This window comes from Streptomyces sp. NPDC053665, from assembly GCF_055585285.1.
Genome location: NZ_JBVJKK010000008.1, coordinates 1 through 13,775, shown reverse-complemented (window position 1 = coordinate 13,775; position 13,775 = coordinate 1). Strand labels below are relative to the sequence as shown.

The window sequence follows — 13,775 nt, the reverse complement described above, 5'->3', positions numbered from 1 at the left end:
TGGGATGACATGAGCGCTGACGGTCAGGGAAGAAAGCACTGGTTCGACGACGAGGCCGGACCGGTCGTCCGCCCGTACGCCATGACCCGCGGCCGCACCAGCAGCCAGGGCCAGCACCGGCTGGACCTGATCGCGGTCGTGGTCGCGGAGCCGCAGGCGGACGACCCGGAAGCCGACCACATGCTCTCCCCGGAGCACGTGGACATCGTCGAACTGTGCCGTGAGGACCCGCAGTCGGTCGCCGAACTCGCAGCGGAACTCGACCTGCCGATCGGGGTCGTACGGGTCCTCGTCGGAGACCTCGTGGACGCGCGGTTCGTCCACGTGAACCGGCCCGTGCCCCCGGCCGAGCTGCCGGACGAGAGCATCCTGCGCGACGTGATCAGCGGTCTGCGGGCCCTATGAGACCCCCATCGAGCTGGAGAGAAGACCGATGATCTTCGGGCGTTCCGAGCGTGGCAGGCCCCCGGTCGAGCCCGTCACGCTCAAGATCCTGGTGGCCGGCGGATTCGGCGTGGGCAAGACCACGCTCGTCGGCGCGGTGAGCGAGATCCGACCGCTGCGCACCGAGGAACTGCTCACCGAGGCCGGGCGTCCCGTGGATGACGTCAGCGGTGTGGAGGACAAGCACACCACGACCGTGGCCATGGACTTCGGCCGCATCACCCTCCGCGAGGACCTCGTGCTGTACCTCTTCGGCACGCCCGGTCAGGAGCGGTTCTGGTTCATGTGGGACGAGCTCTCCGAGGGCGCCCTCGGAGCCGTCGTCCTGGCCGACACGCGCCGCCTGGAGGACTGCTTCGCCGCCGTCGACTACTTCGAGCGGCGCTCGATCCCCTTCGTCGTCGGCGTCAACTGCTTCCAGGGCGCCCCTCGTTACCCGGTCGAGGACGTCCGCCGGGCCCTCGACCTCGACGACGACGTGCCGCTGCTGATGTGCGACGCCCGAGACCGGGAGTCGGTCAAGGAGACGCTCATCGGCGTCGTCCAGCACGCCATGGCCCAGGCCGCCGAGCACCGCCGCGCGGTCACCACCTGAGACCCCCGCCCGGGGAGGAGCCCCCGGGCGGTGATCCCACAGGGACGGACGGCCGGGCCACGCGCGTGTGGCTAGTCGTCCTCGCTCTCCTCCCAGCCGAAGCTCTTCTCCACGGCCTTGCGCCAGTTGTGGTACTCGCGGTCCCGCACGGACGCCTCCATGGACGGCGTCCACTCGACGTCCTTCTGCCAGTGGGCCTTCAGCTCGTCCAGGTCGTTCCACACGCCCGTGGCGAGACCGGCCGCGTACGCGGCGCCCAGGCAGGTCGTCTCGGAGACCTTGGGCCGCACCACCGGCACGTCCAGCACGTCCGCCTGGTGCTGCATCAGCAGGTTGTTCTTCGTCATGCCGCCGTCGACCTTCAGGGTGGTGATCTGCACCCCGGAGTCCTGGTACATGGCGTCCACGACCTCGCGCGTCTGCCAGCTCGTGGCCTCCAGCACCGCCCGCGCCAGGTGCGCCTTGGTGACGTACCGGGTCAGACCGGTGACGACACCCCGCGCGTCGGAGCGCCAGTACGGCGCGAACAGCCCGGAGAACGCCGGGACGATGTACGCCCCGCCGTTGTCCTCCACGCTGGCCGCGAGGGGCTCGATCTCGTCGGCGGTGCGGATGATGCCGAGCTGGTCGCGGAACCACTGCACCAGCGCGCCCGTGATGGCGATCGACCCCTCCAGGCAGTACACCGGCGCCTCGTTGCCGATCTTGTACCCCATGGTCGTCAGCAGGCCGCTCTTCGACGGCACCGGGCGGTTGCCCGTGTTCAGCAGCAGGAAGCTGCCCGTGCCGTAGGTGTTCTTCGCCGTGCCCACGTCGTAGCAGGCCTGGCCGAAGACCGCGGCCTGCTGGTCGCCGAGGGCGGAGGCCACGGGAACGCCGGACAACTGGCCGACGGCGGTCCCGTACACCTCGGCCGAGGAGCGGATCTCCGGCAGCATGGCCTCCGGGATGTTCATCGCCGAGAGGATCGAGGAGTCCCATTGGAGGGTCTCCAGGTTCATCAGCATGGTGCGTCCGGCGTTGGTCACGTCGGTGACGTGCTGCCCGCCGTCCGTGCCGCCGGTGAGGTTCCAGATCAGCCAGGAGTCCATCGTCCCGAAGGCGATCTCCCCGCGCTCGGCCCGTGCCCGCAGGTCGGGCACGTTCTCCAGCAGCCAGGCGGCCTTGGGCCCGGAGAAGTAGGTCGCCAGCGGCAGCCCCGTCTGCTCGCGGAAACGGTCCTGCCCGTCGGAGCCGCCCAGCTGCCGGCACAGCGCCGCCGTCCGGGTGTCCTGCCAGACGATGGCGTTGTGCACCGGCTTGCCCGTGGTGCGGTCCCACAGGAGGGTCGTCTCGCGCTGGTTGGTGATGCCCATGGCGCTCAACTGGTCGGCCCGCAGCCCGGCCTTGGCCAGCGCCCCGGCCACGACCGCCTGCGTCTTGGACCAGATCTCGGTGGCGTCGTGCTCCACCCAGCCCGGTTTGGGGAAGATCTGCCGGTGCTCGCGCTGGTCCACGGCGACGATGGCGCCGGCCTCGTCGAAGACGATGCAGCGGCTCGACGTGGTGCCCTGGTCGATGGCGGCGACGTACTTCGCGGCGTTGTCCGTCATGGCTACCTCTCGGGCTGGTTCAGAAGGCTGCGTTGTAGATGACGCCACCCAGCAGTCCGCCGATCAGCGGGCCGACGACCGGGATCCACGAGTAGCCCCAGTCGGAGGTGCCCTTGTTCGGGATCGGCAGGATGGAGTGGATGATGCGGGGTCCCAGGTCGCGCGCCGGGTTGATGGCGTAGCCGGTGGGACCACCCAGGGAGAGGCCGATGCCGACGACCAGGAAGGCGACCAGCATGATCGCGATACCGGACCCGTAGATGCCCTCGGACTGGCCGACGATCTGCCCGATGCCTATGCCCTCGACGTGCCGGTTGCTGCCCACCAGGGCGAGCAGCGGCAGTACCAGGGCGATCGTCGCGAGGATCTCGGTGATCAGGTTGGCCACCGGGTTACGGATCTCGGGGATCGTGGAGAAGATGCCGAGCGTCGGGACCGGTTCGTCGACCGTTCCCTCGGTGGTGCCGCCCTTGCGCGTGTTCGCCTGGAACTGCGCGAAGTACACCAGGTAGGCCAGGACGGCTCCGAGCATGGCACCGGCCATCTGCCCCAGGATGTAGATCCAGACCTTGTCCCACACCCCGGTGTCCACGGCGAGGCCCAGGGTGACGGCGGGATTCAGGTGCCCACCGGAGAGCGGGGCGGCGGTGTACGCGCCGGCCAGCACGGCGAAACCCCAGCCGAACGCGATCACGATCCACCCGGAGGCCCGGGCCTTCGAGAACCTGAGGGTGACGGCGGCGCACACGCCGGCGCCGAACAGGATGAGGATCGCCGTACCGATCAACTCGCCGAAGAAGATGTCTCCGTTACTCATGGCGGCTCCTAGGCCGTGACCCGGGACGGACCGCCCGGGCCTCACGTGCAGGGTGCGTTTCCCATGGCTACTTCCGCCGGAGGCAGGGAGATCCCGCGCCCCGCCCGGCATCCGTGACGAGCGTGCCGTCGCAGCCGAACCGCCCGTGGGGGAAGGGGCCCTGGCGCCGGCGCACCATGCGCCGCTGTGCCGGATTGCGCCGCCTTTGGACGCGGATGTCGACTGACACCGGAAGTGTTCACCGGCACCCGGAGGGCGTCAAGGTCGCCGACCGCAACGGTGACGGCCGACCGACGGCCGCCAGGCGACTGCCCGGCGACGGCCGGGCCGAGCGGCCGGTCGTCGGCCCGGGCGGTGCCCGGTCGGGTCGCTGTTCAGGTCTGTTCGCAGGTCGCGCTGGACGATTGTGTCGGGGTCCGCACGGCCCTGGCTGGACCGGGCGGCTCTGCGGTATCCGGCCACGGCCGAGCGTCGCCGCTGGCGACTCCCAGCCCCACCGACTCGTCGCTTGCTCAGGTCCAGGATCCACCTGACCTGGAGGTTTCTCAACCGCAGGAGGCAGGGCGGCACGAAAGGGGTCTGTCGCCGGCAGCCGGCCGTTTCCGGGCTCCTCCTTCCCACCGCCCGCCTACCCCTGATAGACGCAAGGGCCATGACACGACTCACCACCGTGGCACGCGCCCTGATCACCGCGGTCGCGGCATTGCTGACGGCCACCGCCGCCACCGCCCCCGCCCAGGCCCGGCCCGAACCCCGGGCACCCGAGGACTTCGTCGCCCTCCGCAGCGTGGATCCGACCATCCTCCAGGAGATGCGCTACGCCACCGCGCACAACTTCGTGGGCGAGCGCATCGACGGCTACCGCCGGCCCCTGTGCATCCTCACCCGGCCCGCCGCCGAGGCCCTCCACCAGGCCCAGCGCCGACTCCTGCGCCAGGGCTACACCCTCAAGGTCTACGACTGCTACCGGCCGCTGCGCGCGGTCGACCACTTCGTCCGCTGGGCCGAGGACCTCGACGACGAGGCCATGAAGGGCGAGTTCTACCCGAACGTCGACAAGACCCGGCTCTTCGCCGACGGCTACATCGCGGAGAAATCCGGCCACAGCCGCGGATCGACCCTCGACGTCACCCTCGTCCGGCTGCCCGCGCGGCCGACCCGGCCCTACCGCCCCGGCGAACCCCTCGTCCCGTGCTTCGCACCCCGACGCGAGCGGTTCCCCGACAACTCGGTCGACATGGGCACCGGCTTCGACTGCTTCGACACCCTCTCGCACACCCTCGACCCGCGGATCCAGGGTCCCCAGCGCGCCAACCGGCTGCTGCTCAAGTCCACCCTCGAAGGCCTAGGCTTCGTGAACCTCGCCGAGGAGTGGTGGCACTACACCTTCAAGCCCGAGCCCTACCCCGACACCTACTTCGACTTCCCCGTGTCCAGCAGGTCGCTCCCCGGCCCCCGTTGAGCCGCCCGCCCGCACCGCCCTCCACGTGATCGGCTACAGTCCGCCGCGTGTCCGAAACTCAGCACTCCGTTCCCAACTCCGCGCCGTACTCCCACTGTTCGAGCTGCGGCGCGCCCTACGGAGAGGGCGTCTCCGGCTGGCCCCGCACCTGCCCGGCGTGCGGGGCCGTCGCCTACCGCAATCCGCTCCCTGTGGCGGTGGCCCTCCAGCCCGTCTACGACACCCAGGGCACCGCTCTGGTCGTCATCACCCGGACCGTCGCACCCGCGCGCGGGGGCATCGCCCTGCCCGGCGGGTTCGTCGACCACCGGGAGGACTGGCGGCACGCCGTCGTCCGCGAACTGGAGGAGGAGACGGGCATCGGCGCCGCCGGCCGTGACGTACGGCTCGCCGACGCCATGAGCTCACCCGACGGGCACCTGCTGCTGTTCGGTCTCCTCCCGGCACGCCCGGCGGAAGGACTGCCGGTCTCCGCCGCCACGGACGAGACGGAGGGCTGGCACCTCCTGCGCAGGCCGCAGGAACTGGCCTTCCCCCTGCACACCCTGGCCGTACGCGCCTGGTTCGAGGGCCGCTACTGACCCCGCCGGTCCCCGGCCCCGCGCACCCGCACCGGGAAGGGCGGCTCACCCCCGCCCTCCCCGCCCTGCCACTCGACGACCACCCGCGGGCCCACCCACCGCGCGGTACAGCGCTGGATCTCCGGCTCGTCCCACCCGTCGCCCCCGTCCGGCACGACCAGCCCGCCGCCGGTGCGCCCCCGGGCGGGCGCCCACACCTCCAGTTCCAGCCCGCCGTCCACCCCGCGCACCGGCAGCACGGCACCCGCGCGCGCCAGCACCGGGATCCGGGACAGCGGCGCGTCGACGCACACCCGCCCCGGCCCTTCGTACGCCTCCTCGGTCACCACGTCGTACCAGCGCCCGCGCGGCAGCTGCACGGCGCGCCGGTCCGCACCCGGCTCCAGCACCGGAGCCACCAGCAGGCAGTCGCCCAGCAGGAAGGCGTCCCCGCAGTCCCGCAGGATCCGATCCTCCGGCGCGCTCCACCACAGGGGCCGCACATAGGGCGCCCCGGTCCGCCGGGCCAGATGCGCCAGCGTCACGAAGTACGGCAGCAGCCGGCGCCGTTCCAGCAGCGCCACGCGCGCGTGCTCCAGCACCTGGGGACCGAACTCCCACGGCTCCCGCCGCCCCGCGCGGGTGCGGAACAGCGGCAGGAAGGCACCCAGCTGGAGCCACCGCAGATACAGCTCGGGCGACGGCTCCGCCCCGGAACCGCCGATGTCCGGCCCCGAGTACGGCACACCGCACAGCCCCAGCCCCAGCACCAGCGCCAGGGACGCCCGCAGCCCGGGCCAGCCGGTGGCCACGTCCCCCGACCACGCCCCGCCGTAGCGCTGCATCCCGGCCCAGCCGGACCGGGAGAACAGGAAGGGCCGCTCGTCCGGTGCCAGCCCCAGCAGCGCCTCGAAACCGGCCCTGGCCATGCACAGGGCGTACACGTTGTGCGCCTCGCGGTGGTCGCCGCCGCGCCCCTCCAGGGAGTGCCGCGCCGACCGCGGCAGGGTGGTCTCCCCGAAGGCGGTGAACGAGGTCGGCTCGTCCATGCCGTGCCAGAAGCCGGAGAAGCCCTGGGCCAGCCGCTCCTCGTACAGACCACCCCACCACTCCCGCACGCGCGCGTGCGTGAAGTCCGGGAACACCGCCTCCCCGGCCCGAGCCACGCCCTCCACGACCTCACCGGCCGCGTCCCGTACGAACACGTCCCCGGCCGCGCCCGCGTCGTACACGGCGTTGCCGGGCCGTGCCGGCACGGCCGGTTCGACGACCGACACCAACCGGACGCCGTCCCGGCGCAGCTCCTCGGCCAGCACGGGCAGCTTCGGGAAGCGGTCCGGGTCGACGGTGAACACCTGGTGGGCGTCCAGGTGGTCGACGTCCAGGTGCAAGGCGTCCAGCGGCAGCCCGTGCTCCAGATGGCCCGCGACGACCCGCCGCACCTCCTCCTCGCCGCCTGACCCCCCGCGCGCGTGCTGGTGGCCCAGCGCCCACGCCGGCGGCAGCGCGGGCGCCCCGGTGAGCGACGCCCAGGCGAGCAGCACGCGCGCAGGGGTGCCCACCGTCACCCAGCAGCGCAACGGACCGCCCTGCACCCGCAGCTCGCTCGTCCCGGCCCGGTCGTGCCCGGACCCCGCGCCCTCCTCGCCCTCCCGCAGGGTGACCGTGCCGTCCCACGCGTTGTCGTGGAACACCAGATGCGACCCGCCGTCGGCCACCACCAGCTGCACCGGCATGGTCAGGTGCAGCGGATCGTCGGCCGGCGTGAACGGACGGCCGGGATCGGTGTTCCACAGCCGGTACCTCCCGTCCCGGAGCCGGGGACCCGAGGCGCGTCCGCCCAGCCCGAAGAACCGGGCGTCGGCGGCCACCTCCGACCGCTGCGCCCACCGCGCGGGACCACCGCCGACCGGTTCCCACCAGCGCGGCGGCAGATCACGCCGCAGCAGCACCCCACCGGGCGTCTGCACCTCCACCGCCCCGTGCCGCGACACCACGACCGTCACCCGCTCCGCCACCACCCGCCAGCCACCGTCGGTGTCCGGCTCCAGCACCGCCCGCGGATCCGGCTGCGGGCACCGCCCGGCCAGCGCGTACGACGGCTCCGGCCCCGCCCCTTCCCAGCCGAGGAAGACGGCCCCGTTGACCGCCACCAGGACCCGCAGCTCCGACCGGCCGAACCGGACGACACCGCCCCCGGGGCCCGGCTCCACGTCCCGCACGGTCCCGGGCACCCGGGCCCGCTCCGCCCCCCGCGGCGGCAGCCCGGTGGCGTCGACGCGCCGCCTGCGCCACGCTGCCCGTACGGTACGCACACCCTGCGCCGCCCCCACCGAAGCCACCGCTCTCACCGAACGCACCAGGTCACGACCGTTCATGCTGCTCACCCTGCCACTGACGGCCCCGCGCGGACGTGTCGTTCAACTGCCGTTCACCCGTGCCAAGACCACATCTTCACGACACGGACTATGTGGGGCGCACCCTGGTGTCGAAGTCGATCACGTGGCATTGTCCGTGCCAGCCGCTCACGCGCACACCCCAGCCCGTGCGCGGAGGACGCACACGACGCGCACAGTCCGGGAGCCGACCATGTCGACCGCAAGTCCCCAGCCGCTCTGGCAGCCCGACCCCGAGCGCATCGCCCGGGCACGGATCACCAGGTTCCAGACCTGGGCCGCCGAACACCACGGAGCCCCCGCCGACGGCGGCTACGCGGCCCTGCAGCGCTGGTCCGTGGACGAACTGGACACCTTCTGGAAAGCCGTCACGGAGTGGTTCGACGTCCGCTTCTCGACGCCCTACGCGCGCGTGCTGGGCGAGCGCACCATGCCCGGCGCCCAGTGGTTCCCCGGAGCCACCCTCAACTACGCCGAACACGCCCTGCGCGCCGCCGCCACCCGCGCGGACGAACCGGCCCTGCTGCACGTCGACGAGACCCACGAACCGCGCCCGGTGACCTGGGCGGAGCTGCGACGCCAGGTCGGATCCCTCGCCGCCGAGCTGCGCGCACGCGGAGTGCGCCCGGGGGACCGCGTCAGCGGCTACCTCCCCAACATCCCGCAGGCCGTGGTCGCCCTGCTGGCCACGGCGGCCGTCGGCGGCGTGTGGACCTCCTGCGCGCCCGACTTCGGCGCCCGCAGCGTCCTCGACCGCTTCCAGCAGGTCGAACCCGTCGTCCTGTTCACCGTCGACGGCTACCGCTACGGCGGCAAGGAACACGACCGGCGCGAGACCGTCGCCGAACTGCGCGCCGAACTGCCCACCCTCCGGGCCGTCGTCCACATCCCGCTCCTGGGCACCGAGGCACCCGAGGGCGCCCTCGACTGGTCCGCCCTCACCTCCGCCGACACGGAACCCGTCTTCGAGCCGGTCCCCTTCGACCACCCCCTGTGGGTGCTCTACTCCTCCGGCACTACCGGCCTGCCCAAGGCCATCGTCCAGTCCCAGGGCGGCATCCTCGTCGAGCACCTCAAGCAGCTCGGCCTGCACTGCGACCTCGGCCCCGAGGACCGCTTCTTCTGGTACACGTCGACCGGCTGGATGATGTGGAACTTCCTCGTCTCCGGCCTGCTCACCGGCACCACGATCGTCCTGTACGACGGCAGCCCCGGTTACCCGGACACCGGCGCCCAGTGGCGCATCGCCGAACGCACCGGCGCCACCCTGTACGGCACCTCGGCCGCCTACGTGATGGCCTGCCGCAAGGCCGGCGTCCACCCCGCACGCGACTTCGACCTTTCCACCGTCCAGTGCGTCGCCACCACCGGCTCGCCCCTGCCCCCCGACGGCTTCCGCTGGCTCCACGACGAGGTCCGGGCCGACCTGTGGATCGCCTCCGTCAGCGGCGGCACCGACGTCTGCTCCTGCTTCGCCGGAGCCGTCCCCACCCTCCCGGTGCACGTCGGCGAGCTCCAGGCCCCCTGCCTCGGCACCGACCTGCAGTCCTGGGACCCCGCCGGCAACCCCCTCACCGACGAGGTCGGCGAGCTGGTGGTCACCAACCCGATGCCGTCCATGCCGATCCACTTCTGGAACGACCCCGACGGCAGCCGCTACCACGACAGCTACTTCGACACCTACCCCGGCGTGTGGCGCCACGGCGACTGGATCACCGTCACCTCACGCGGCTCCGTCGTCATCCACGGCCGCTCCGACTCCACGCTGAACCGCCAGGGCGTCCGCATGGGCTCCGCCGACATCTACGAAGCCGTGGAACGCCTCCCCGAGATCAGGGAGTCCCTCGTCATCGGCATCGAACAGCCCGACGGCGGCTACTGGATGCCCCTGTTCGTCCACCTGGCGCCCGGAGCGGTCCTCGACGAGGCCCTGCTGAACCGCATCAAGCAGACCATCCGCGAGCAACTGTCCCCGCGCCACGTCCCCGACGAGATCATCGAGGTGCCCGGAGTCCCGCACACCCTCACCGGCAAACGCATCGAGGTCCCCGTCAAGCGCCTCCTCCAGGGCACCCCGCTGGAGAAGGCCGTCAACCCGGGTTCCATCGACAACCTCGAGCTGCTCGGCTTCTACGAGGACATCGCCCGCAAGCGGGCCTGACCCGCACGCGGCCCCCGCAGCACGCAGCCCCCGCCTGCACGGATGCCCCGGCCACCCACCGGCCGGGGCATCCGCCGCTCACTGTCAGTGCCGCCGGTTACTGTGAGTGAGCATTGATCGACATGCAACAGGGGGAACCATGGCGCACACCGACATCCGGACCATGCGACGCGTCCTGCGCCGCGAGATCGCCGGCACCATCGGCCTGCTGACCGACGAACACGACTTCCGCGCCATGCGGCGCTACCGCACCTTCACCTTCGACGACCACGCGGCCTACCTCAAACAGGTCGAGGGCCTCCTCAGGTCCCGCGCCCGGCAGGGCGGCCACACCACCGTCGCCCTCTTCGACCCCGAGGAGTACGCCGAGTTCTGCACGCGCCAGGGCCTGGACCCCGACCACCCGTCGAGCCGCGCCCGCTTCACGGCCCGACTGGCCGTCACCGGCCCCACCCTCCCGTACGAGGGCCAGCCCCTGGCCGACCTGCTCGCCTCCCTCGTCGACGAGGGAATCCGCCAGGCCACCTGGGAGTACGCCACGACCCTCCTCGCCCGTCTCGGCGCCTGCACGGCCTGCGGCGAGGACATCGGACGCGCCGCCTTCACCCGCGCCTCCGACCTGCTGGCCCGCATCCTCGACACGGCCCCCGCCGGCGACCGCCACCTGGTCTGCAGCGTCACGGGACCGCCCGAGACCCTCGTCGCGGCCCTGCACGCCACCCGGGACGGCGACTCCCTCGCCCTGGACGAGACCGAGGCGCTCGAATTCACCACCGTCCTGGCCCTCGGCCTGGCCACCGAGAGCCCCGGCGGCCTCGTCCTCCGCACCACCGCACCGCACCGGCCCGACCGCGTCTACGGCTGGCGCCTGCGCGACCACGGACTCCGCCCCCTCACCGCCGGCGAGGTCTTCGACGCCTACTGCACCGACGTCGAATCCGGAGACCTCATCCCGCCGGAATCCAACGTCGACTACAGCGCCCCGCCCGACCTGGGCGACGACGACGCACCCACCCACGAACACCGGCACTGAACCCGCCGGCCACCCACAGGCGCGCAGAAGGGGCGCCCCGCCTCGGCGGAGCGCCCCTCCCGACCGGTCCGGCGGACCGGCCCCGGCCTACTCGCCGGACAGCACCGCCTGAGCCGCGCTGCGCGCGTCCTCCGCGCTGTCCGTCGCCCGGGCAGCGGCGGCGGCCCGCTCGCACTGGGCCAGCGTGTACTTCGCCAGCGTCGCCCGCACGTATGGGATCGACGCCGCACCCATCGACAGGGAGGTGACGCCCAGACCGGTCAGCACACACGCGAGCAGCGGATCCGAAGCCGCCTCACCGCAGACGCCGCAGCTCTTGCCCTCGGCCTTGGCCGCCTCGGCGGCCAGCGCCACCAGGTCGAGCAGCGCGGGCTGCCACGGGTCCTGCAGACGCGAGACCGCACCGACCTGACGGTCGGCGGCGAAGGTGTACTGCGCCAGGTCGTTCGTCCCCAGCGACAGGAACTCGACCTCCTGGAGGATCGAACGGGCCCGCAGCGCTGCCGACGGGATCTCGACCATCGCACCGAACTTCGCCCGCAGCCCGGCTTCCCGGCACGCCTCCGCGAACGCCCTGGCGTCCGCACGGTCCGCCACCATCGGCGCCATGACCTCGAGGTACACCGGCAGACCCTCCGCCGCCCGGGCGAGCGCGGTCAGCTGTGTACGCAGCACCTCCGGGTGATCGAGCAGCGTCCGCAGACCCCGCACCCCGAGGGCCGGGTTCGGCTCGTCCGCCGGCGTCAGGAAGTCCAGCGGCTTGTCCGCACCCGCGTCCAGCACACGCACCACGACACGCCCCTCGGGGAACGCCTCCAGCACCTGCCGGTACGCGGCGACCTGCTTCTCCTCGGTCGGCGCCTGCTTGCTGTCGTCCAGGAAGAGGAACTCGGTGCGGAACAGACCGACACCCTCGGCCCCGGCCTCGACCGCGGCCTCGACGTCCGAGGGTCCACCGACGTTGGCCAGCAGCGGCACCTTGTGACCGTCGGCCGTGGCACCGGGACCGGTCGACGCCGCCAGCGCGGCCTTCCGCTCCGCGGCGGCCGCCTCGAGCTGCGCCTTCTTGTCCTCGCTCGGGTCCACGAAGACCTCGCCGGTGCTACCGTCCACCGCGATCATCGTGCCCTCTGCCAGCTCACCGGCACCGGGCAGCGCCACCACGGCGGGCACTCCGAGCGCCCGGGCCAGGATCGCGCTGTGACTGGTGGGGCCGCCCTCCTCCGTAACGAAGCCCAGCACCAGCGTCGGGTCCAGCAGCGCGGTGTCCGCCGGCGCCAGATCACGGGCCACCAGGACGTAGGGCTCGTCGCTGTCCGGCACGCCCGGCATCGGCACCCCGAGCAGCCGCGCGACGATACGGTTGCGCACATCGTCCAGGTCGGCCACCCGCCCGGCGAGGTACTCACCGGCACCTGCCAGCAGTTCCCGGTACGAGGCGAACGCGTCGTACACCCCGCGCTCGGCCGTGCTGCCCACGGCGATCCGCCGCTCCACATCGGCCATCAGCTCGGGGTCCTGCGCCATCATCGCCTGCGCCTCGAGCACGGCCTGGGCCTCGCCCCCGGCCAGATTGCCCCGCGCCATCAGGTCGGCCGCCACCGCCTCCACGGCCTTGCGGGCGCGCCCCTGTTCGCGCTCCGCCTCGTCGGCCGGGATCTGCTTCGCGGGCGGCTCGAGCACCGCCGTTCCCATGTGCCGAACCTCGCCGATCGCCACACCGTGGCTGACACCGACGCCTCGCAGCGTTGTCTCCATCTCACCCGTCTCCGCTAGTGCGGCGGCTACCCGCCCCCGCGTTGGTTGTCGTACCCGCCGTCCCGGGACGGCGCTGACGTCAGTTCCAGAGGAAGAGACTGTCGCCGGCCTTCACATCGCCGTCCTCGCGAAGCTCGGAGAGAGCCTCGGCCGTGGCCTCGAGTGCCACGACCGGACAGATGGGGGACTTGCCGGCGGCCTCGACGGCGGCCGGGTCCCAGCGCACGACGGCCTGACCGCGCCGGACCGTGTCGCCCTTGTTCACCAGGAGCTCGAAGCCCTGACCGTTGAGCTGCACGGTGTCGATGCCGAGGTGGGTGAGCACACCGTGGCCGCTCTCGTCGACGACGACGAAGGCGTGCGGATGCAGGGAGACGATGACGCCGTCCACGGGGGAGATCGCCTCGGAGGGCTCCCGCACGGGATCGATCGCGGTGCCCGGGCCGACCATGGCCCCGGAGAAGACGGGGTCCGGCACGGCAGCCAGTCCGATGGCGCGTCCGGCGAGCGGGGACGTCACGGTGGTCATGGGAAGCCTCCCAGGGGTGGAGATCGGTATGGCCGTCCCTGTAGGTACCGGACGGCACACTGTTCAGCAGCGTATGTCACCTGAAGTGCCGGTTCCGTGCGGGCACCCCGAAGTGGTCTAGACCATACCTCACAGGGATTTGCATGCGCTCCGCGGCCGCGTGTACAGTCGTAACCCTGCTTGGGGCTGAACGACGCGGTCTTCGCGCACCGGCCCGGCAGCAACCAAACTGATCAGATCCCATCTTGGATCATCTTCTGCATGCCTGCAGGACGGTGGTCAAAGGGCCGGAAAAACACTGATAGAGTTTGGAACACCGAAGGGAAGCGCCCAGAGGAAAGCCCGAGAGGGTGAGTACAAAGGAAGCGACCGTTCCTTGAGAACTCAACAGCGTGCCAAAAGTCAACGCCAGATATGTTGATACCCCG

At 71.9% G+C, this 13,775-nt stretch carries 11 protein-coding genes; 6 read left to right on the top strand and 5 right to left on the bottom strand.

Annotated features, from left to right (window positions below; translation table 11 throughout):
* Nucleotides 1-9: 9 nt before the first annotated feature.
* The gene (locus ACZ6ZN_RS28095) at nucleotides 10-405 is read left to right on the top strand and encodes a DUF742 domain-containing protein (protein ID WP_398110774.1); all 396 of its coding nucleotides are present in this window, start codon (nucleotides 10-12) and stop codon (nucleotides 403-405) included.
* Nucleotides 406-433: 28 nt separating this feature from the next.
* On the top strand, nucleotides 434-1,039 hold the full coding sequence (locus ACZ6ZN_RS28090; RefSeq protein WP_451877269.1) for a GTP-binding protein: 606 nt from the start codon (nucleotides 434-436) through the stop codon (nucleotides 1,037-1,039).
* A gap of 71 nt (nucleotides 1,040-1,110) precedes the next feature.
* On the opposite strand, the gene glpK is transcribed toward ACZ6ZN_RS28090, so the two are convergent.
* Together glpK and ACZ6ZN_RS28080 are read right to left on the bottom strand one after the other, a co-directional pair.
* Entirely contained in the window at nucleotides 1,111-2,631 is a 1,521-nt protein-coding gene (gene glpK / locus ACZ6ZN_RS28085) for a glycerol kinase GlpK (protein WP_469650540.1), read from the bottom strand.
* A 19-nt stretch (nucleotides 2,632-2,650) separates the two neighbouring features.
* A complete protein-coding gene (locus ACZ6ZN_RS28080; RefSeq protein ID WP_398110777.1) occupies nucleotides 2,651-3,448 on the bottom strand; it encodes an MIP/aquaporin family protein in 798 nt (265 codons plus the stop codon).
* A 652-nt stretch (nucleotides 3,449-4,100) separates the two neighbouring features.
* Between ACZ6ZN_RS28080 and ACZ6ZN_RS28075 the strand changes: the two genes are divergently transcribed.
* Together ACZ6ZN_RS28075 and ACZ6ZN_RS28070 are read left to right on the top strand one after the other, a co-directional pair.
* Nucleotides 4,101-4,910, top strand: a complete 810-nt coding sequence (locus tag ACZ6ZN_RS28075) for a M15 family metallopeptidase (protein WP_469650537.1) — start codon at nucleotides 4,101-4,103, stop codon at nucleotides 4,908-4,910.
* Between the two features lie 47 nt (nucleotides 4,911-4,957).
* Nucleotides 4,958-5,491, top strand: coding sequence for an NUDIX domain-containing protein (locus ACZ6ZN_RS28070; protein WP_469650534.1), 534 nt, complete (start codon nucleotides 4,958-4,960; stop codon nucleotides 5,489-5,491).
* Here the strand turns inward: ACZ6ZN_RS28070 and ACZ6ZN_RS28065 are convergent.
* Nucleotides 5,485-7,848 carry a glycoside hydrolase family 31 protein gene (locus tag ACZ6ZN_RS28065; protein ID WP_469650532.1) on the bottom strand — a complete coding sequence of 788 codons (2,364 nt, stop codon included), beginning with the start codon at nucleotides 7,846-7,848 and terminating at the stop codon, nucleotides 5,485-5,487. The two genes, ACZ6ZN_RS28070 and ACZ6ZN_RS28065, sit on opposite strands and share 7 nt — an antisense overlap.
* Before the next feature lie 211 nt (nucleotides 7,849-8,059).
* On the opposite strand from ACZ6ZN_RS28065, the gene ACZ6ZN_RS28060 reads away from it, so the two are divergent.
* Together ACZ6ZN_RS28060 and ACZ6ZN_RS28055 are read left to right on the top strand one after the other, a co-directional pair.
* A complete protein-coding gene (locus ACZ6ZN_RS28060) occupies nucleotides 8,060-10,027 on the top strand; it encodes an acetoacetate--CoA ligase (protein ID WP_469650529.1) in 1,968 nt (655 codons plus the stop codon).
* A 139-nt stretch (nucleotides 10,028-10,166) separates the two neighbouring features.
* On the top strand, nucleotides 10,167-11,060 hold the full coding sequence (locus ACZ6ZN_RS28055; RefSeq protein WP_469650525.1) for a hypothetical protein: 894 nt from the start codon (nucleotides 10,167-10,169) through the stop codon (nucleotides 11,058-11,060).
* Between the two features lie 87 nt (nucleotides 11,061-11,147).
* On the opposite strand, the gene ptsP is transcribed toward ACZ6ZN_RS28055, so the two are convergent.
* A complete protein-coding gene (ptsP, locus tag ACZ6ZN_RS28050) occupies nucleotides 11,148-12,818 on the bottom strand; it encodes a phosphoenolpyruvate--protein phosphotransferase (RefSeq protein WP_469650522.1) in 1,671 nt (556 codons plus the stop codon).
* 79 nt (nucleotides 12,819-12,897) lie between these two features.
* Nucleotides 12,898-13,347, bottom strand: a complete 450-nt coding sequence (locus tag ACZ6ZN_RS28045) for a PTS glucose transporter subunit IIA (RefSeq protein ID WP_398110784.1) — start codon at nucleotides 13,345-13,347, stop codon at nucleotides 12,898-12,900.
* Nucleotides 13,348-13,775: the final 428 nt, after the last annotated feature.

Excerpts from the sequence above, each read along its gene's own strand:
- ACZ6ZN_RS28095 (WP_398110774.1), top strand. The coding sequence starts at position 10 with ATGAGCGCTGACGGTCAGGGAAGAAAGCACTGGTTCGACGACGAGGCC.
- ACZ6ZN_RS28090 (WP_451877269.1), top strand. The coding sequence starts at position 434 with ATGATCTTCGGGCGTTCCGAGCGTGGCAGGCCCCCGGTCGAGCCCGTC.
- glpK (WP_469650540.1), bottom strand. The coding sequence starts at position 2,631 with ATGACGGACAACGCCGCGAAGTACGTCGCCGCCATCGACCAGGGCACC.
- ACZ6ZN_RS28080 (WP_398110777.1), bottom strand. The coding sequence starts at position 3,448 with ATGAGTAACGGAGACATCTTCTTCGGCGAGTTGATCGGTACGGCGATC.
- ACZ6ZN_RS28075 (WP_469650537.1), top strand. The coding sequence starts at position 4,101 with ATGACACGACTCACCACCGTGGCACGCGCCCTGATCACCGCGGTCGCG.
- ACZ6ZN_RS28065 (WP_469650532.1), bottom strand. The coding sequence starts at position 7,848 with ATGAACGGTCGTGACCTGGTGCGTTCGGTGAGAGCGGTGGCTTCGGTG.
- ACZ6ZN_RS28060 (WP_469650529.1), top strand. The coding sequence starts at position 8,060 with ATGTCGACCGCAAGTCCCCAGCCGCTCTGGCAGCCCGACCCCGAGCGC.
- ACZ6ZN_RS28055 (WP_469650525.1), top strand. The coding sequence starts at position 10,167 with ATGGCGCACACCGACATCCGGACCATGCGACGCGTCCTGCGCCGCGAG.
- ptsP (WP_469650522.1), bottom strand. The coding sequence starts at position 12,818 with ATGGAGACAACGCTGCGAGGCGTCGGTGTCAGCCACGGTGTGGCGATC.
- ACZ6ZN_RS28045 (WP_398110784.1), bottom strand. The coding sequence starts at position 13,347 with ATGACCACCGTGACGTCCCCGCTCGCCGGACGCGCCATCGGACTGGCT.